This is a genomic window from Nonomuraea helvata, assembly GCF_039535785.1.
In the GTDB taxonomy this organism is placed as follows: Bacteria; Actinomycetota; Actinomycetes; order Streptosporangiales; family Streptosporangiaceae; genus Nonomuraea; species Nonomuraea helvata.
Map to the genome: position 1 here is coordinate 487,543 of NZ_BAAAXV010000005.1, position 13,005 is coordinate 500,547.

Annotated in this window: 14 protein-coding genes; 7 read left to right on the plus strand and 7 right to left on the minus strand. The window is 70.1% G+C overall.

The window, feature by feature from the left end; translation table 11 throughout:
• Positions 1-53: 53 nt before the first annotated feature.
• Both ABD830_RS21685 and ABD830_RS21690 read right to left on the minus strand, forming a co-directional pair.
• Positions 54-308, minus strand: a complete 255-nt coding sequence (locus ABD830_RS21685; RefSeq protein WP_344990107.1) for a hypothetical protein — start codon at positions 306-308, stop codon at positions 54-56.
• Entirely contained in the window at positions 305-1,201 is an 897-nt protein-coding gene (locus ABD830_RS21690; RefSeq protein WP_344990109.1) for a hypothetical protein, read from the minus strand. Before ABD830_RS21690 ends, ABD830_RS21685 begins: the two co-directional genes overlap by 4 nt.
• 111 nt (positions 1,202-1,312) lie before the next feature.
• Between ABD830_RS21690 and ABD830_RS21695 the strand changes: the two genes are divergently transcribed.
• Complete coding sequence (locus ABD830_RS21695) at positions 1,313-2,506, plus strand: aminotransferase class I/II-fold pyridoxal phosphate-dependent enzyme (protein WP_344990112.1); 1,194 nt, start codon at positions 1,313-1,315, stop codon at positions 2,504-2,506.
• A 47-nt stretch (positions 2,507-2,553) separates the two neighbouring features.
• A complete protein-coding gene (locus ABD830_RS21700; RefSeq protein WP_344990115.1) occupies positions 2,554-3,342 on the plus strand; it encodes an SDR family oxidoreductase in 789 nt (262 codons plus the stop codon).
• A gap of 9 nt (positions 3,343-3,351) precedes the next feature.
• Here ABD830_RS21700 and ABD830_RS21705 read toward each other — a convergent pair whose 3' ends face one another.
• The gene (locus ABD830_RS21705) at positions 3,352-4,278 is read right to left on the minus strand and encodes a LysR family transcriptional regulator (protein ID WP_344990117.1); all 927 of its coding nucleotides are present in this window, start codon (positions 4,276-4,278) and stop codon (positions 3,352-3,354) included.
• A gap of 352 nt (positions 4,279-4,630) precedes the next feature.
• Between ABD830_RS21705 and ABD830_RS21710 the strand changes: the two genes are divergently transcribed.
• From ABD830_RS21710 to ABD830_RS21725, 4 genes are read left to right on the plus strand one after another with little or no spacing between them, the layout of a single operon-like run.
• Positions 4,631-5,401: an ABC transporter substrate-binding protein gene (locus ABD830_RS21710; protein ID WP_344990120.1), complete on the plus strand. Its 771-nt coding sequence runs from the start codon at positions 4,631-4,633 to the stop codon at positions 5,399-5,401.
• The gene (locus tag ABD830_RS21715; protein ID WP_344990122.1) at positions 5,398-6,249 is read left to right on the plus strand and encodes an amino acid ABC transporter permease; all 852 of its coding nucleotides are present in this window, start codon (positions 5,398-5,400) and stop codon (positions 6,247-6,249) included. The genes ABD830_RS21710 and ABD830_RS21715 overlap by 4 nt, the downstream gene beginning before the upstream one ends.
• A complete protein-coding gene (locus ABD830_RS21720; protein ID WP_344990125.1) occupies positions 6,246-7,010 on the plus strand; it encodes an amino acid ABC transporter ATP-binding protein in 765 nt (254 codons plus the stop codon). Before ABD830_RS21715 ends, ABD830_RS21720 begins: the two co-directional genes overlap by 4 nt.
• Before the next feature lie 21 nt (positions 7,011-7,031).
• Positions 7,032-8,165 carry an NAD(P)/FAD-dependent oxidoreductase gene (locus ABD830_RS21725; RefSeq protein ID WP_344990128.1) on the plus strand — a complete coding sequence of 378 codons (1,134 nt, stop codon included), beginning with the start codon at positions 7,032-7,034 and terminating at the stop codon, positions 8,163-8,165.
• 13 nt (positions 8,166-8,178) lie between these two features.
• Here ABD830_RS21725 and ABD830_RS21730 read toward each other — a convergent pair whose 3' ends face one another.
• A complete protein-coding gene (locus ABD830_RS21730) occupies positions 8,179-8,346 on the minus strand; it encodes a hypothetical protein (RefSeq protein ID WP_344990130.1) in 168 nt (55 codons plus the stop codon).
• Between ABD830_RS21730 and ABD830_RS21735 the strand changes: the two genes are divergently transcribed.
• A complete protein-coding gene (locus ABD830_RS21735) occupies positions 8,345-8,671 on the plus strand; it encodes a hypothetical protein (protein ID WP_344990131.1) in 327 nt (108 codons plus the stop codon). The genes ABD830_RS21730 and ABD830_RS21735 overlap by 2 nt on opposite strands.
• Before the next feature lie 2 nt (positions 8,672-8,673).
• On the opposite strand, the gene ABD830_RS21740 is transcribed toward ABD830_RS21735, so the two are convergent.
• From ABD830_RS21740 to ABD830_RS21750, 3 genes are read right to left on the minus strand one after another with little or no spacing between them, the layout of a single operon-like run.
• Positions 8,674-11,427: an aKG-HExxH-type peptide beta-hydroxylase gene (locus ABD830_RS21740; RefSeq protein ID WP_344990133.1), complete on the minus strand. Its 2,754-nt coding sequence runs from the start codon at positions 11,425-11,427 to the stop codon at positions 8,674-8,676.
• Positions 11,424-12,581: an FxsB family cyclophane-forming radical SAM/SPASM peptide maturase gene (locus ABD830_RS21745; protein ID WP_344990136.1), complete on the minus strand. Its 1,158-nt coding sequence runs from the start codon at positions 12,579-12,581 to the stop codon at positions 11,424-11,426. Before ABD830_RS21745 ends, ABD830_RS21740 begins: the two co-directional genes overlap by 4 nt.
• Positions 12,574-12,927 (minus strand): hypothetical protein, encoded by a 354-nt coding sequence (locus ABD830_RS21750; protein WP_344990139.1) that lies wholly within the window; start codon positions 12,925-12,927, stop codon positions 12,574-12,576. The genes ABD830_RS21745 and ABD830_RS21750 overlap by 8 nt, the downstream gene beginning before the upstream one ends.
• Between the last annotated feature and the right edge of the window lie 78 nt (positions 12,928-13,005).

Sequence of the window (13,005 nt, forward strand, 5' to 3'; positions counted from 1 at the left end):
GGAGCGGAGTGATTCGCTCCAAATGCAAGCAGCTCTCCGTAAAAGAGAGGGCACTACTCGTCGGCGGGAAGGGTCAGCGTGGACACGAGGGCGTAGTCGACCCGGACGTGCCGGTAGGTCACGTCCTTCTCCACGCGGTCCGGCAGGTTGGCCCGGTCGCTGCCGGAGCTCGACTCGCGCTCGGGGCTGCCGGTGAAGTCGACCCGCGTCCGTGGCACCTCACCGAAACGGAGCTCGTCCGCCTCCACCGTGGCTGTGAGCTCGATGTCCGCCGATTCAGGCGGCACCGGCCTGCCGCTGCCGGTCATGAAGGTCCCTCCGATCGCCGCCGGATGAGCCGAGACCGCCGGGGCCGCTCCTCAGGTTCGGGCTCCTCTTCGGTGCGACGCCGGACGGGCCTGCCCTCGCGTACGGGACGCTTGGCGGGCCTTCTCGCCACCCGCTCCCGGTCGTCGGCGGGCTCGCGCTCCTGGCCTCCGGCGACTCCCCGCACCGTGTCACGCACGGATCCGGCCGTCTTTCCGACCTCCTGGCCGACCTCTTCCACGGCCCCGCCGGTCCCCCGGCCAACGTCCTCCACGGCCCCGCCGGTCCCCCGGCCGACCTCTTCCACGGCCTCCCCGGCTCCATGGCCGACGTCTTCGACGGCGCGCCCGGCGCCGCGGCCGAGGTCCCGCACCGCGCCCCCGGCGCCCACGCCTACCTGCTCCACGGCTTCACCGGCCCCCCGGCCGAGGTCGCCGACGGCCCGGCCGGCGCCGCCGCCGACGTCACGAACGGCCGACCCCAGGCCGCGCGTCAGATGCTCGAGGATCTGCGGGTTGTCGTCGATGGTCTGCAGCACCCTTTCGAGGATCAGGGCGACGTTGTGCAGCCGTACCTTGAGCAGCGCCTGCGCCTCGACACCCTTGATGTCCAGCTCCACCCGCCCGAGCGCCACGTCGGCGCCGACATTGAGCCTGAGCAGGTCGAGGACCTCGGCGCTCAGCGACACCCGCGCCCGGAGGTCGTTCACCTCGAGGTGGATCTCCTCGACCTTGACGACGGGGACGTCGAGGAGGACGTCCGGCTCGTCGCTCGGCGCCACCTGGTCGTGCCGCTCCCGCTCGCGCCTGCCGGCCCCGCGGTCGACGTCCTTCCGCTCGCGCCGGCTCCAGAATTGGTATCGGCGCGGTTGCTTACCTGCACGGTCGTCACCCATGAGACCGCCTTCGGTTTCGGGTCTGAATCCCTCCCTGCAGGATATCGAAATCGCCCGAAAGGCTACAAAGGGCGCGTAAAAGAACATAACCTCTCCAGGAGGCGAGAGCCCATGGTCGACGTGTTCGCGAAATGCCGGCTGCCTGAGGCGTACCAGTTCGTCAAGGACCTCGGCGTCTATCCCTATTACCGGGCCGTCGGCGAGCGGCCGGGCGAGGGCGAGGTCGTGATCGACGGGCGGGTGCTCGTACAGGCGGGCTCCAACGACTACCTCGGCCTGTCGGGCGACGAACGCGTGAAGGAGGCGGCGGTCGAGGCGACGCGGCGGCTGGGCACCGGGACGGGTGGTTCACGCCTCAGCAACGGCTCGCTCACCTTGCACGAGGAGCTCGAAGCGCGGCTGGCCGCCTTCCTGGGCCGGGAGGCGGTCATGGTGACCAGCGCGGGTTACCTGGCCAATCTGGCCCTCGCGGCGCTGATCGGGCCCGGCGACACGGTGATCGGCGACCGGCTGGTCCACGCCTGCCTGATCGACGCCGTACGCGTGGGCGGAGCGCGGTTACGCCGCTACCGGCACAACGACATGGACCACCTGGAACGGCTGCTCGACGCCGGCGACCCCGGTGCGGGGCGGCTGATCGTCACCGAGGGCATGTTCTCCACCTCCGGCAGCGTGTGCGCACTGCCGGGCATCGCCAAGCTCGCCCGCGCGTATGGCGCCCGCGTCGTCATGGACAGCGCCCACGACGTCGGCCTGCTCGGCGCGAACGGGCGGGGCGCGGCCGAGGAGCAGGGGCTGGAGAACGCGGTCGATCTGCAGACCATCACCTTCTCCAAGGCACTCGGCACCCTCGGGGGCGCGGTGGCCGGCCGCGCGGAGATCATCGCGTACCTGCGGCACTACGCGCGGTCCATGGTGTTCACCGCCGCACTGCCCCCGGCGTGCGCCGCGGCCGCGCTGGCCGCCCTGGAGATCATCGCCGCGGAGCCGGAGCGCCGCCACCGCCTGCGGGCCACGGCCGAGCGGTTGAGCGGGGACCTGGCCGCGATGGGGTACGCGGTAGCTCCCTCCGACCGGCCGGTCATCGCGGTACCGGTCGGCGACGACCTGCTCTGCTTCCGGCTGTGGCGGGAGCTGTTCGACGAAGGCGTCTTCACCACCGCCATGATCTCGCCCGGTGTCCCGCCCGGCCAGGCGCTCATCCGGGTCAGCATCACCGCCACCCACACCGATGCCCAGGTGGAACGCATCGTGTCGGCGTTCGCCGCCGCCCGGGACCGCCTGCGGCTCTTCTCCGATGCGTAGGAACGGCTGATTGAAACAAGTTACAGTCAGCCCTTAGGCTGGTGGGCATGATCCTGGACCGCTTCCAGATCACCGGCGCCGCCGCGATCGTCACCGGCGCGGGCCGGGGCATCGGCGCCGCCACCGCCGTCGCGCTCGCCCAGGCAGGGGCGGACGTGGCACTCTGCGCCCGCACAGAAGAGCAGCTCCGCGCGGTCGCCGACCAGGTGGAGAAGGCCGGCCGGCGAGCCCTGGTCGTCCCCGGCGACCTGGCCGTGCCGGGCGCTGCCGAGGCGCTCGCGGAGCGGGCCGCGGACGCCTTCGGGCGGCTGGACATCGTCGTGAACAACGTGGGCGGCGCGCTGCCCCGCGCCTTCCTCGACACGAAGCGCAAGCATCTCGAGAACGCGTTTCAGTTCAACGTCGGCGTCGCGCACGAGCTGACCAGGGCCGCCGTCCCCCATCTCCTCCAGGGCGGCGGCGCGGTCGTGAACGTCTCCTCCGCCGTGGGCCGTGTGGCGGGGCGCGGCTACCTGGCCTACGGAACCGCCAAGGCGGCACTCGCGCACTACACCCGGCTGGCCGCCCTCGACCTCGCCCCCGCCGTGCGGGTCAACGCGGTGGCCGTCGGCGCGGTCGCCACCTCCGCGCTCGACATCGTCATGAACGACGAGGCCATGCGCACCCAGATGGAGCAGGCCACGCCGCTGGGGCGGATAGGCGAGCCGGAGGACGTGGCGGCCGCGGTGCTCTACCTGGTCTCCCCGGCCGGGCGCTACCTGACCGGCAAGGTGCTGGAGGTGGACGGCGGCATCGACCGGCCCAACCTCGACCTGGGGCTGCCCGACCTCTCATGACCTGACGGCTCATACGGCGACGGGGAGGTCCGTGCGCCGGTGCAGGGACTCGGCGGCGTTGATGAGCATGTTCGTGGCGTGGGCGAGCATGGGGTTGGGGTCGGTGGCGCGGCACACGGTGAAGACCCGGCGAACGTGCGAGGGGTCGCTGAGCCGGAACACGCACACGTCGCGCGACTCGATCATCGCCAGCTCCGGCACGATCGCCACCCCCAGCCCCTTGCGTACGAGCTCGAAGGGCAGGTTGTAGTCGTTGGTGCGGAACAGCACGTCGGGATCGAAGCCGCTGGCCGCGCAGATGTGCGACAGGTTGAGCGAGGCGTCCATGCCCTCGGTGTAGGAGATCCACCGCTCGGCGGACAGCTCGCCGAACTGGATGCGCTTGCGGGCGGCCAGCCGATGGCCGGTCGGCACGAGCACGTAGAGCGGCTCCTCCATGATCAAGGTCAGGTTCAGGTCCTTCGGCCGGCTGTGCGGCACCATGCCGTACTCGAAGACCACGGCAAGGTCGAGCCGCCCCTCGTTCACCGCGGGAATGGTCCTGTGCGGATCGCCCTCCTCGTAGCGGATGTCCACGTTGGGGCGGTCGCGGAGAAACTCGGCGAGCACGGCGGGCACCAGCCGGAATCCGGCGGACCAGAAGCTGCCGAGCCGCAGTCTGCCCCGGTGGGCGGTGGCGAAGGAGCGCATCTCCTCCTCCGCCGCCTCGAGGTCGGCCAGCAGCCTCGTGGCCTTGCGGGCCAGCTCGGCCCCCGCCGCGGTGGGCCGGATGCTGCGCGGCAGACGCTCGAACAACTGGACGCCCAGCGTCCGCTCCAGCGAGGAGACCTGCTGCGAGATGGCCGACGGGGTGAAGCCGAGACGCTTGGCGGCAGTCCTCAGTGAACCGGTGGCGACCACCTCACGGATGGCCTGCAACTGCGCCGGGGTAAGCATCGATCCAACTTAACAGTACGGCGATGAGCATCACCAGATCGCGAGCCGAAATGTGGCCACGCGATCGCCTGCCCGGACTCGGCTGGCTGGTGAGATCGAGGAAGAGAATAAGGACGACTGAACAGGATGTGCACCAATGCGCATGCTCGCTCACCTTGTCGTATCTAAACGGACCCCCAATATTGGTGTTTACGGAACGTAGTAGTACTGAGCCAGAGAGGGGGTGTCCTGCGCGATGCGGTCCACCCAAGCAGCCGCCGCAATCGGCCTGGCGGGACTCCTGTCCCTGACCGCTTGTTCGGGAGGCGGCGCTTCCCAGGCGGCCGCCCCGGCACAGCAGAAGAGTCAGGAATTGCACGACCTTCTGCCTGACAAGATCAAGAAGAGTGGCACGCTCAACGTCGCGGCGGGTCACAACTATCCGCCGCTGGTCTTCCTCGACACCGACAACAAGTCGGTCATCGGCCTGGAACCGGAGCTGATGAAGGCCGTCGGCCAGGTGCTCGGCGTTGAGGTGACGTTCAGCCAGGCCAGCTTCGACAGCCTCATCGCCGGTGTGCAGGCACGCCGCTACGACCTGGCCATCCAGGCGATGCTCGACAAGCCGGAACGCCGCGAGAAGGTCACTTTCGTCGACTACTTCAAGACCAGCAGCTCGCTCCTGGTCACGGAGAAGGACGCGCAAACGATCAAGTCGCTCGACGATCTCTGCGGGAAGACGGCGGCCGTCGAGCAGGGCACCGCCCAGGCCGACGACGCCGAGCAGCAGAACAAGAAGTGCACGGCGGCGGGCAAGCCGGCGGTCAAGGTGCTGGTGTTCCCCGACACGGTCGGCTGCCTGCAGGCCGTCTCCACCGGCCGGGCCAACGCCTTCATCGGCGGCACGCCCACCATCACGTACCAGGCCGAGCAGTCCGGCGGCCGGATGAAGCAGGTGGGCGAGCCCTACCGCTTCCTGCCGTACGGGATCCTCGTCAACAAGGAGGACCAGAACCTCTCCAAGGCCGTGCAGCAGGCGCTGCAGAAGCTGATGGAGAACGGCTCCTACGCCAAGATCCTCGACAAGTGGAAGATGTCGTCAGGCGCCCTCGACAAAGCAGTGATCAACGGCGGCGAGTCGTGACCACGGCCCGGCAGACCGCGCCCCCGGCCGCGCAGGAGCGGATCCAGGCCGTCCCGCTCCGCCATCCGGGGCGTTGGGTGGGCGCGGCCGTCCTGGGCTTCCTGGCGATCTTCCTGCTGCAGGGGTGGGTGGCCAACCCGCGCATGCAGTGGGAGGTGGTGGGCGAGTACCTCTTCTCCCCCGCGGTCCTGAGCGGTCTCGGCACCACGCTGCTGCTCACGCTGCTCGCCATGGTGGTGGGCATCGCGGGCGGCGCCGTGCTGGCCGTGCTGCGCATGTCGCCCAACCCCTTGCTGTCGGCGCTGAGCGCGTTCTACATCTGGATCTTCCGTGGCACGCCGCTGCTGGTGCAGCTGCTGTTCTGGTACTTCCTGTCCGCGGTGGTGCCGAAGATCGGGCTCGGCGTGCCCTGGGGGCCGACGTTCTTCGAGTTCGACACCAACCAGATCATCACGCAGCTCGCCGCTGCGGTGCTGGGCCTCGGCCTGCACGAGGCGGCCTACATGGCCGAGATCGTGCGTGCCGGCATCAGCTCCGTCGACCCCGGCCAGACGGAGGCGTCCCAGGCCCTGGGCCTGACCCGCTTCCAGACCCTGCGCAAGATCATTCTTCCGCAGGCCATGCGGGTCATCATCCCGCCGACGGGCAACCAGGCCGTCTCCATGCTCAAGACCACCTCCCTGGTCTTCGCCATCGCGGTGCCAGAGCTCCTGACCTCCATCCAGGGCATCTACTCCAGGAACTTCCAGCAGGTCCCCCTGCTCACGGTGGCGTGCTTCTGGTACCTCGTGGCCACGACCGTCCTGAACGCCGGGCAGCACTACATCGAACGCAGGTTCAGCCGATGAACACCCTCATCCGCGCGGAAGGCGTGCACAAGCGTTACGGGACGCTCGACGTGCTCAAAGGCATCGACCTGGAGGTCGCGGAGGGAGAGGTCCTGGCCGTGATCGGCCCGTCCGGGTCGGGCAAGTCCACGTTCCTGCGCTGCATCAACCACCTCGAACGCATCGACGCCGGCCGGCTCTACTTCCGCGACCGCCTGATCGGCTACGAGGAGCGCGACGGGAAGGTCTACGAACTGCCCGACAAGGCGATCGCCGCCCAGCGGGTGGACATCGGGATGGTCTTCCAGCGCTTCAACCTCTTCCCGCACATGACCGCGCTCGAGAACATCATGATGGCGCCGATCATGGTCAAGAGGGAGCAGAAGGACGAGGTGCGCGAGCGCGCCCACGCCCTGCTGGCCAGGGTGGGACTGGCCGACAAGGCGCACAGCCGCCCCGACCAGCTCTCCGGCGGCCAGCAGCAGCGCGTCGCCATCGCCCGCGCCCTGGCGATGCGGCCCGATCTCATGCTGTTCGACGAGCCGACCTCGGCCCTCGACCCCGAGCTCGTGGGCGAGGTCCTGGACGTCATGCGCGATCTGGTACGCGCCGAGGGCATGACGATGATCATCGTCACCCACGAGATGGGATTCGCCCGCGAGGTGTGCGACACCATCGTCTTCATGGACGACGGGGTCGTCGTGGAGTCCGGGCCACCCGGCGCCGTGCTCGGCGAGCCCCGGCACGAGCGCACCCGGGCATTCCTCAGCAAGGTTCTCTGACCCCGAAGGAAAGATATCCACGTGTCCCGCGTCATCGTTCTCGGCGCCGGAGTGCTCGGCGCCTCCGTCGCCTACCATCTGGCCGTCGCAGGGGTTCAGGTCGTCGTCATCGAAGCCGGCGGCCCCGCCGCGGGAACCTCCAGCGCGACGTTCTCCATGGACGTCACCCATCTGAAGACCCCGCGCACCTACTACGAGCTGAACCGCGCCGGCGCCGCCCTGCACGCCACGCTGGCCGAGGAGCTCGGGGGCACGTCGTGGCGGCACCCCATGCCCGCCATCCAGTGGGGCGACAGCGAGGAGAGCCAGCGGGGGCTCAGGGAGCGGGCCGTCCGCCTCCGGTCCTGGGGGCATCCCTGCCGCCTCGCCGACCCGTCCGAGCTGCGGGATCTCGCCCCCGCCGTCGATCCCGCGGCATGCACGGCGAGCGAGCTCGTGGTCCACGACCAGAGCGCGTGGTACGACGCCCCGCTCTTCGTTCAGCGCCTGCTCGACCGCGCCGCCACGCTCGGCGCCGACATCAGGTACGGCCTGCGGGCGAACGCGCTGATCCGCCGGGGCGACACCGTCACCGGCGTCGAGACCGGCACGCGGCGCTGGGAAGCCGACTGGGTGGTCAACTGCACCGGCCCGGACGCCGACCGCGTCGCGGCGCTCGCCGGCACCGACCTCCCCATGAACCGGATCCCCGGGCTGGTGGGCGAGAGCACCCCCGTCCCCGATCTCCAGCTCGACGCCATCCTGGCCACGCCCGAGGTGGACCTGCGCCCCGCCCCCGGCGACCGGATCTGCTCCATCTCCTGGCCCGTCGACGCGCTGCTGCCCGCCCAGAGCGACGACGCCCTGGCCGAACGGTTGCACGCCGGCGGCCAGCGCGTCCTTCCCGCGCTGCGCACCGCCCGGCTGGCCGGCGTCCGCCTCGGCGTCCGGCCCGTGCCGGCGGACGGCCTGCCGCTGGCGGGCACGCACCCCGGCGTACCCGGCCTCTATCACCTCGTCACCCACAGCGGCGTCAACCTCGCACCCGAGCTCGGCCGCCTCGCGGCTCAGGAGATCGTCAACGGCGAGGGTCCCGATCTCGCCGAATACCGCGTCACCCGGGGCGCCGCGACATCCGTGCAGGACGAGAGCCTGACCCTCATGACCACCCGCTGACCCCGCCCGGTCCTCATGAGTCGCGCCTGTTCAGCAGTCTGGGCAGGGTCGCCAGCGTCGCCCCGCCGGCACCGCCGCCGCTGAGCAGGGCGCCCGGCCATTCCGCGCCGGTGGCCAGGACGAGCGCGCACGTGATCGCGGCGATCATGATCGCCAGAGTGAGCAAGAGCAGCTGACGCATGGTGAACATCCACGTGCTGACCGGCGAGTCTCCGGCGGCGCGCTACTGGATCCACGCCGCGCTCCAGCGACGTCACCCTGGCGCCGAAGCCCTCGCGGGCGATCCGTACAACATCGAGCTCGCGGCGAACCTGTCCTGCGCCTACGGCCAGCAGTACGAACGGGAGGGCTCGGCCAAGCGCGACATCGCCAGGTTCTACTACCGGCTCGCCGCCGGCCACGGCCACCCGCGCGCCGTCGAACGCCTCCGGGCCCTGCGCGTCGTCCCGTTCGGCAAACTGCTTCCGGCCCCCATAGGCACCGAGCACCGACCAGGAGGTGGATGAGGTCAGCCTCTCCCGAAAGAGATGACGAACGGGCATTCGGGCCCGTGCCGGTCGTTGCGCGCCTCGTAGGAGTCCAGGTATTCGCCGTTGCGGCGCACATGGACGATGTTGCCGTCGAGCGTGCACCGGTTGCCGGATGCGAGGAGGTCGGCGAGGGGATCGCTGTGCTCGACCGGATAGAGGGACTCGACGCTCTCGTAGTCGATGTTCACCTCATCCGCCGACCGGGTGAGGGTCTCTCCGGTGAAGCCGTACATCCGCAGTTCCGAGACGCACAGCAGCAGTTTGGCGCTCTCCCGCTCGATCTCGTCGGCGTACGCCGGCAGCTCGGCGCGGATGACGTCGCGCAGGTGTCCGGCGTACTGCCTGGTGGAGGCGCAGGTATAGGAGCACGGCATGTACGCGATGAGCCCGTGCACGCGGTGCCGGATGAACGGGTTGCACAGCAGCGACGGCTCGCCGCGGGTGTTGCGGAGCGCCGCGTAGTAGGTGTTGTCGTCGTGCCAGTTGTTGCGGGCCCGGAAGAAGTCCTGGCAGCAGCGGGGATAGCCGAGGGCGTCGCCGAACTTGTCGTGGTCCGCCCGGTGCTTGTTGACAAGTTTGCCGTTCACGATCAGCGGATACCAGCCCGCCGCCACCACGCGGTCGAGCGCTGCGCTGTCGCGGGCGAGGAAGACGTGTGCCTCGGTGCCCTCGGTCAGCGCCGGGGCGAAAGCGGCGCGGGTGGTGGTGAGCTGACCCGGCGGAACCTGCGCGAGCTGCGGGGAGAACCGGTCGAAGCAGGCGTCCACGTGATACCGCAGGCCGAGCTCGGCGACCAGAGCGAGGAACGGGTGCCAGCCGTCCTCGGGGATCCACGCGTCCATCGCGGGTTTCAGGCCGTGAGCCACGGCGATGAGGGTCGGAAGCTGGGCCCCCGCGAGTGTCGCCGCGACGAAGTTCCAGTAAGGGCTGCCGCGCAGTTCGGCTTCTACCGGCTCTGACACCGGCAGCAGCACCGAACGGGGGTGGGCGGGAGGTGCGGAGGGCAGCGTGAGGATCGGCGCTGCTGACGGCCGTATGTCCTGGTTGACGGCGGGTGGCTCCGCCTTGGCCATGAGCTGCTCGGTCCGGGTGAGGATGTGCAGGGCCTCGTCGCGCCGCCCCAGATGCCGCAGCGCGAAGGCGTAGCACTGCCAGAAGTACGGGCTGCGCGGATCCAGCCCGACGCAGGAGGCGTAGTGCTCGGCCGCCGCGCGATAGTCGCCTCGCACGTACGCCACATGCGCGACCGCCAGGTCCGCGGTCAGTGACGTGCCGGGCGTGACGGACGGCAGTTCGACATCCTCCGGCAGCGCCCGGGCCGCCTCCAGCAGCGAGTCTCCCGTGTACCAGCGCCGGACGACGCCGTTGGGCACCCACTGTTCGGGCAGGCCCAATGCGCGCAGGACGCCGGCCGCCGCGGGATCCGGCAGAACCGGCGCCGGCTCGTCCAGCATGGGCGAGGGCGGGTTGCGCTCGTCCCAGCGCGCCCGGTGCGCCGCGAGGTCGGCGTCGATGCGGTGGCGGTCGCCGGGTGGGGGCAGCGGCAGCCCGTCGGCGCATTCTTCGGCCCACGCGACGATCTCCGCGACGAACGCCGCACCGAGCGGCGACAGGATGGCGTGTTCACGCAGGCCGTCCAGCCCCACGCGGATCTGGCGGACGATCCGGTAGGCGCGAGCCACGACCTCCTCGGGCCGCATCCCTCCCGCGTCCGGGAGGTCGAGCAGGCCCCGGTGGAAGTGCGCGGCCATGGCGAAGCTGTACACCGCGTGCAACAGGCCGGTGAGCGGCCGGGGATCGTCCCGCCAGGGCGAATAATGCAGGGCCTCGCCGGCGTCGTCGACGATCAGCGGGACGATCGTCATGATCGCGTTGAGCTTCTGGTGCCCGTACTCGTGCACGAGCGCCTCGACGATCGACAGTGGCCTGCCCAGGGAGAGCGCGACGAGGCCGGGCGCTTCGCGGAAGCTGCCGCTGAGATGCCGCCGCTCGTCCGGGGAGTGCACCGGGACGATCACGTTGACTCCGCCGGACAGCTCTTCCGCCAGCGGCTCGGACACCCGGGCGATCAGGTGCAGCTGCTCCTCCAGGGTCGCGCGCCAGTGCTCCGCGGCGGCCGGGTCCAGGTCGGCGAAGGAGAAGTCGGCGCGGCCGCCGAGCCGCAGATCGTGGTCGAGCCAGTTGAGCTCGATGCCGCCGGACAGCCTGGGGACCCGGGACGACGGCGGGTCGCCGGCGAACGTCGCTTCCTTGACCGCGAGCCGGACACGGCGGCGAGGCTCCCCCATGGTCAGCGTCAGGCCCGCGCCGGGCAGGCTGACCCGGCCGTGGGCGTCGGCGCGGACGGTCGCGTCCAGCTGCCCCGTCCCTGCCAGGTACAGCGCCGCGCAGGCCGGCCGCGCGAACTCCCGCAGGTGCGGAACGAGATGTACGTCGGGGAAGCGTTCGTGGGCACGCCGTCGGACCAGGTCCCAGGCCACATCGACCCAGAAGGCGACGCTGGGATGGCCCAGCACGCGCCGCTGGACGGGTGCGGCCGCCTCGGTCAACGCTTGGAGGCAGCCGGGGAACCCCGACGCGGCCAGCACCGGCTCCGGCAGCAGGGAGGCCAGGCGGCGCACTCCGACGAGGGTGTTCAGGTAGCGCGACGCGAAGACGGCCCGGGTGGTGTCGGTCCACCCGCCGGGCCTGGCGAACGCCGCGATGGTCGATTGATCGAGCCGGGGAGTCACTGGATGTGCCGCCCTTCGTCGCGCCTGGCCAGGCTCTTCAGATCGGTGCGGACCGTTCCGACGATGGTGCGGATCAGCTTCATCAGGTCCGCGCAGTACACCGACGGGTTGGCGAACCCGTTCTCGCGCGAGTAACGCTGGGGGAAGTAGCCGCCGCCGCAGATGCGTACCAGATCGCAGGCCCGGCAGGTGTCACTGAGGGTCGCCCACGCGTTCTGCCGCGCCCGGACCTTGGGAGAGGTCAGCGCGTCGTCGAAGCTGTGGTCGAACAGGTTCATGCCGAGCTGACAGGCGCCCGGATGGGTCACCTTGAGCGTGTCCACGGCCTGGATCTCGCCGTTGGTCTCCACGACCACGAAGTCGACCGGCTGCAGGCCCCACTCCTCCGAGCTCTGCGTCGCGCCGAGGAAGAGCGCGATGATGTCGCGGAAGCGCCGGATCCTGATCGGCTGGGGCTTCTCGGCGTACCAGACGTCGAAGATCGGCAGGAGCCAGTCGGCGTACGGCGTGGCCTGGGGGGAATCCTTGCCCGGCGGCCTGCGGTCGTGGTGGCCGAGCGGCAGGAGGAAGTCAACCGACGACGGGCCGAGCGAACGGAAGTAGGAGTAGGTCTCCAGCGGATCCGCGGCCAGGTCGACGACCGCGAGAATGCCGCCCCACAGCCGGGGCGCCGTCTGTAACAGGGCGATCGCCCTCTCCACGGCCTCGAACGAGGAGCGGCCCGCGTGGTCGAGCCGGTGCAGATCCTGGACCGAGCGGGGGCCGTCCATGCTGAGCCCGAAGGAGAGCTCCCACTCCTGGCAGAAGGCCAGGACCTGCTCGGTGTACAGGACGCCGTTCGTCTGCCCGTTCCAGCGGATCCGGACGTCGGGCGCGTGCCGGGTGACCGTCTCGAACAACGTCCGCAGATAGTCCACGCCGAGCAGCAGCGGCTCGCCGCCGTGCAGGATGATGTCGGCCTGCGGCAGGCCGTGGGCCAGGGCGTGCTCGTTGATCCGCTGCCCCAGCCGGGCCGCGGTCTCCACCGACATGCGGTGCGGCTGCCGCCGCCAGGACTGGTCGGCGTGGTGGTAGACGTAGCAGTAGTCGCAGTCGAGGTTGCACCGCGACGCCACCTTGCAGATGAACGACTTGAACGGCGCGGCCTCAACCACGTCCGGACCACGAACTGTGCGAGCTGAACGAGTCGAAGGAACTGAACGAGCTGAAGGAGTCGAACGAGCTGAACGCGCTGTGCTGGCTGTGCTGGCTGTGGGCGCTGAAGGCGCTGAACGAGCCGAACGCGCTGTGGCGGCTGTGCGAGCTGAACGCGCTGTGGCGGCTGTGCGAGCTGAAGATCTGCCCGAGCGTGCCGCCGGCCATCTCCTGCGGATAGAGCTCCGTCAGGATCTGCCCCAGCACCGTTCCTTCCAGTTCCTCGACGGAGCTCAGGTCGAACTCGCCGAGTTCCAGATCGATTCCCTCGAGAGAGATCTCCTCGCCATCCGATGACTCGGCCATCCGAAACCTCCAGAGCTGGACATCCCTTTGGGGGACTTCGCCCGATATGAGGCAGCAGGGTCTGCAGACATAGCACAG

Bases quoted from the DNA above. Each gene is read 5' to 3' on its own strand.
- ABD830_RS21685 (WP_344990107.1), bottom strand. From the start codon at position 308: ATGACCGGCAGCGGCAGGCCGGTGCCGCCTGAATCGGCGGACATCGAG.
- ABD830_RS21690 (WP_344990109.1), bottom strand. From the start codon at position 1,201: ATGGGTGACGACCGTGCAGGTAAGCAACCGCGCCGATACCAATTCTGG.
- ABD830_RS21695 (WP_344990112.1), top strand. From the start codon at position 1,313: ATGGTCGACGTGTTCGCGAAATGCCGGCTGCCTGAGGCGTACCAGTTC.
- ABD830_RS21700 (WP_344990115.1), top strand. From the start codon at position 2,554: ATGATCCTGGACCGCTTCCAGATCACCGGCGCCGCCGCGATCGTCACC.
- ABD830_RS21705 (WP_344990117.1), bottom strand. From the start codon at position 4,278: ATGCTTACCCCGGCGCAGTTGCAGGCCATCCGTGAGGTGGTCGCCACC.
- ABD830_RS21720 (WP_344990125.1), top strand. From the start codon at position 6,246: ATGAACACCCTCATCCGCGCGGAAGGCGTGCACAAGCGTTACGGGACG.
- ABD830_RS21735 (WP_344990131.1), top strand. From the start codon at position 8,345: ATGGTGAACATCCACGTGCTGACCGGCGAGTCTCCGGCGGCGCGCTAC.
- ABD830_RS21730 (WP_344990130.1), bottom strand. From the start codon at position 8,346: ATGCGTCAGCTGCTCTTGCTCACTCTGGCGATCATGATCGCCGCGATC.
- ABD830_RS21750 (WP_344990139.1), bottom strand. From the start codon at position 12,927: ATGGCCGAGTCATCGGATGGCGAGGAGATCTCTCTCGAGGGAATCGAT.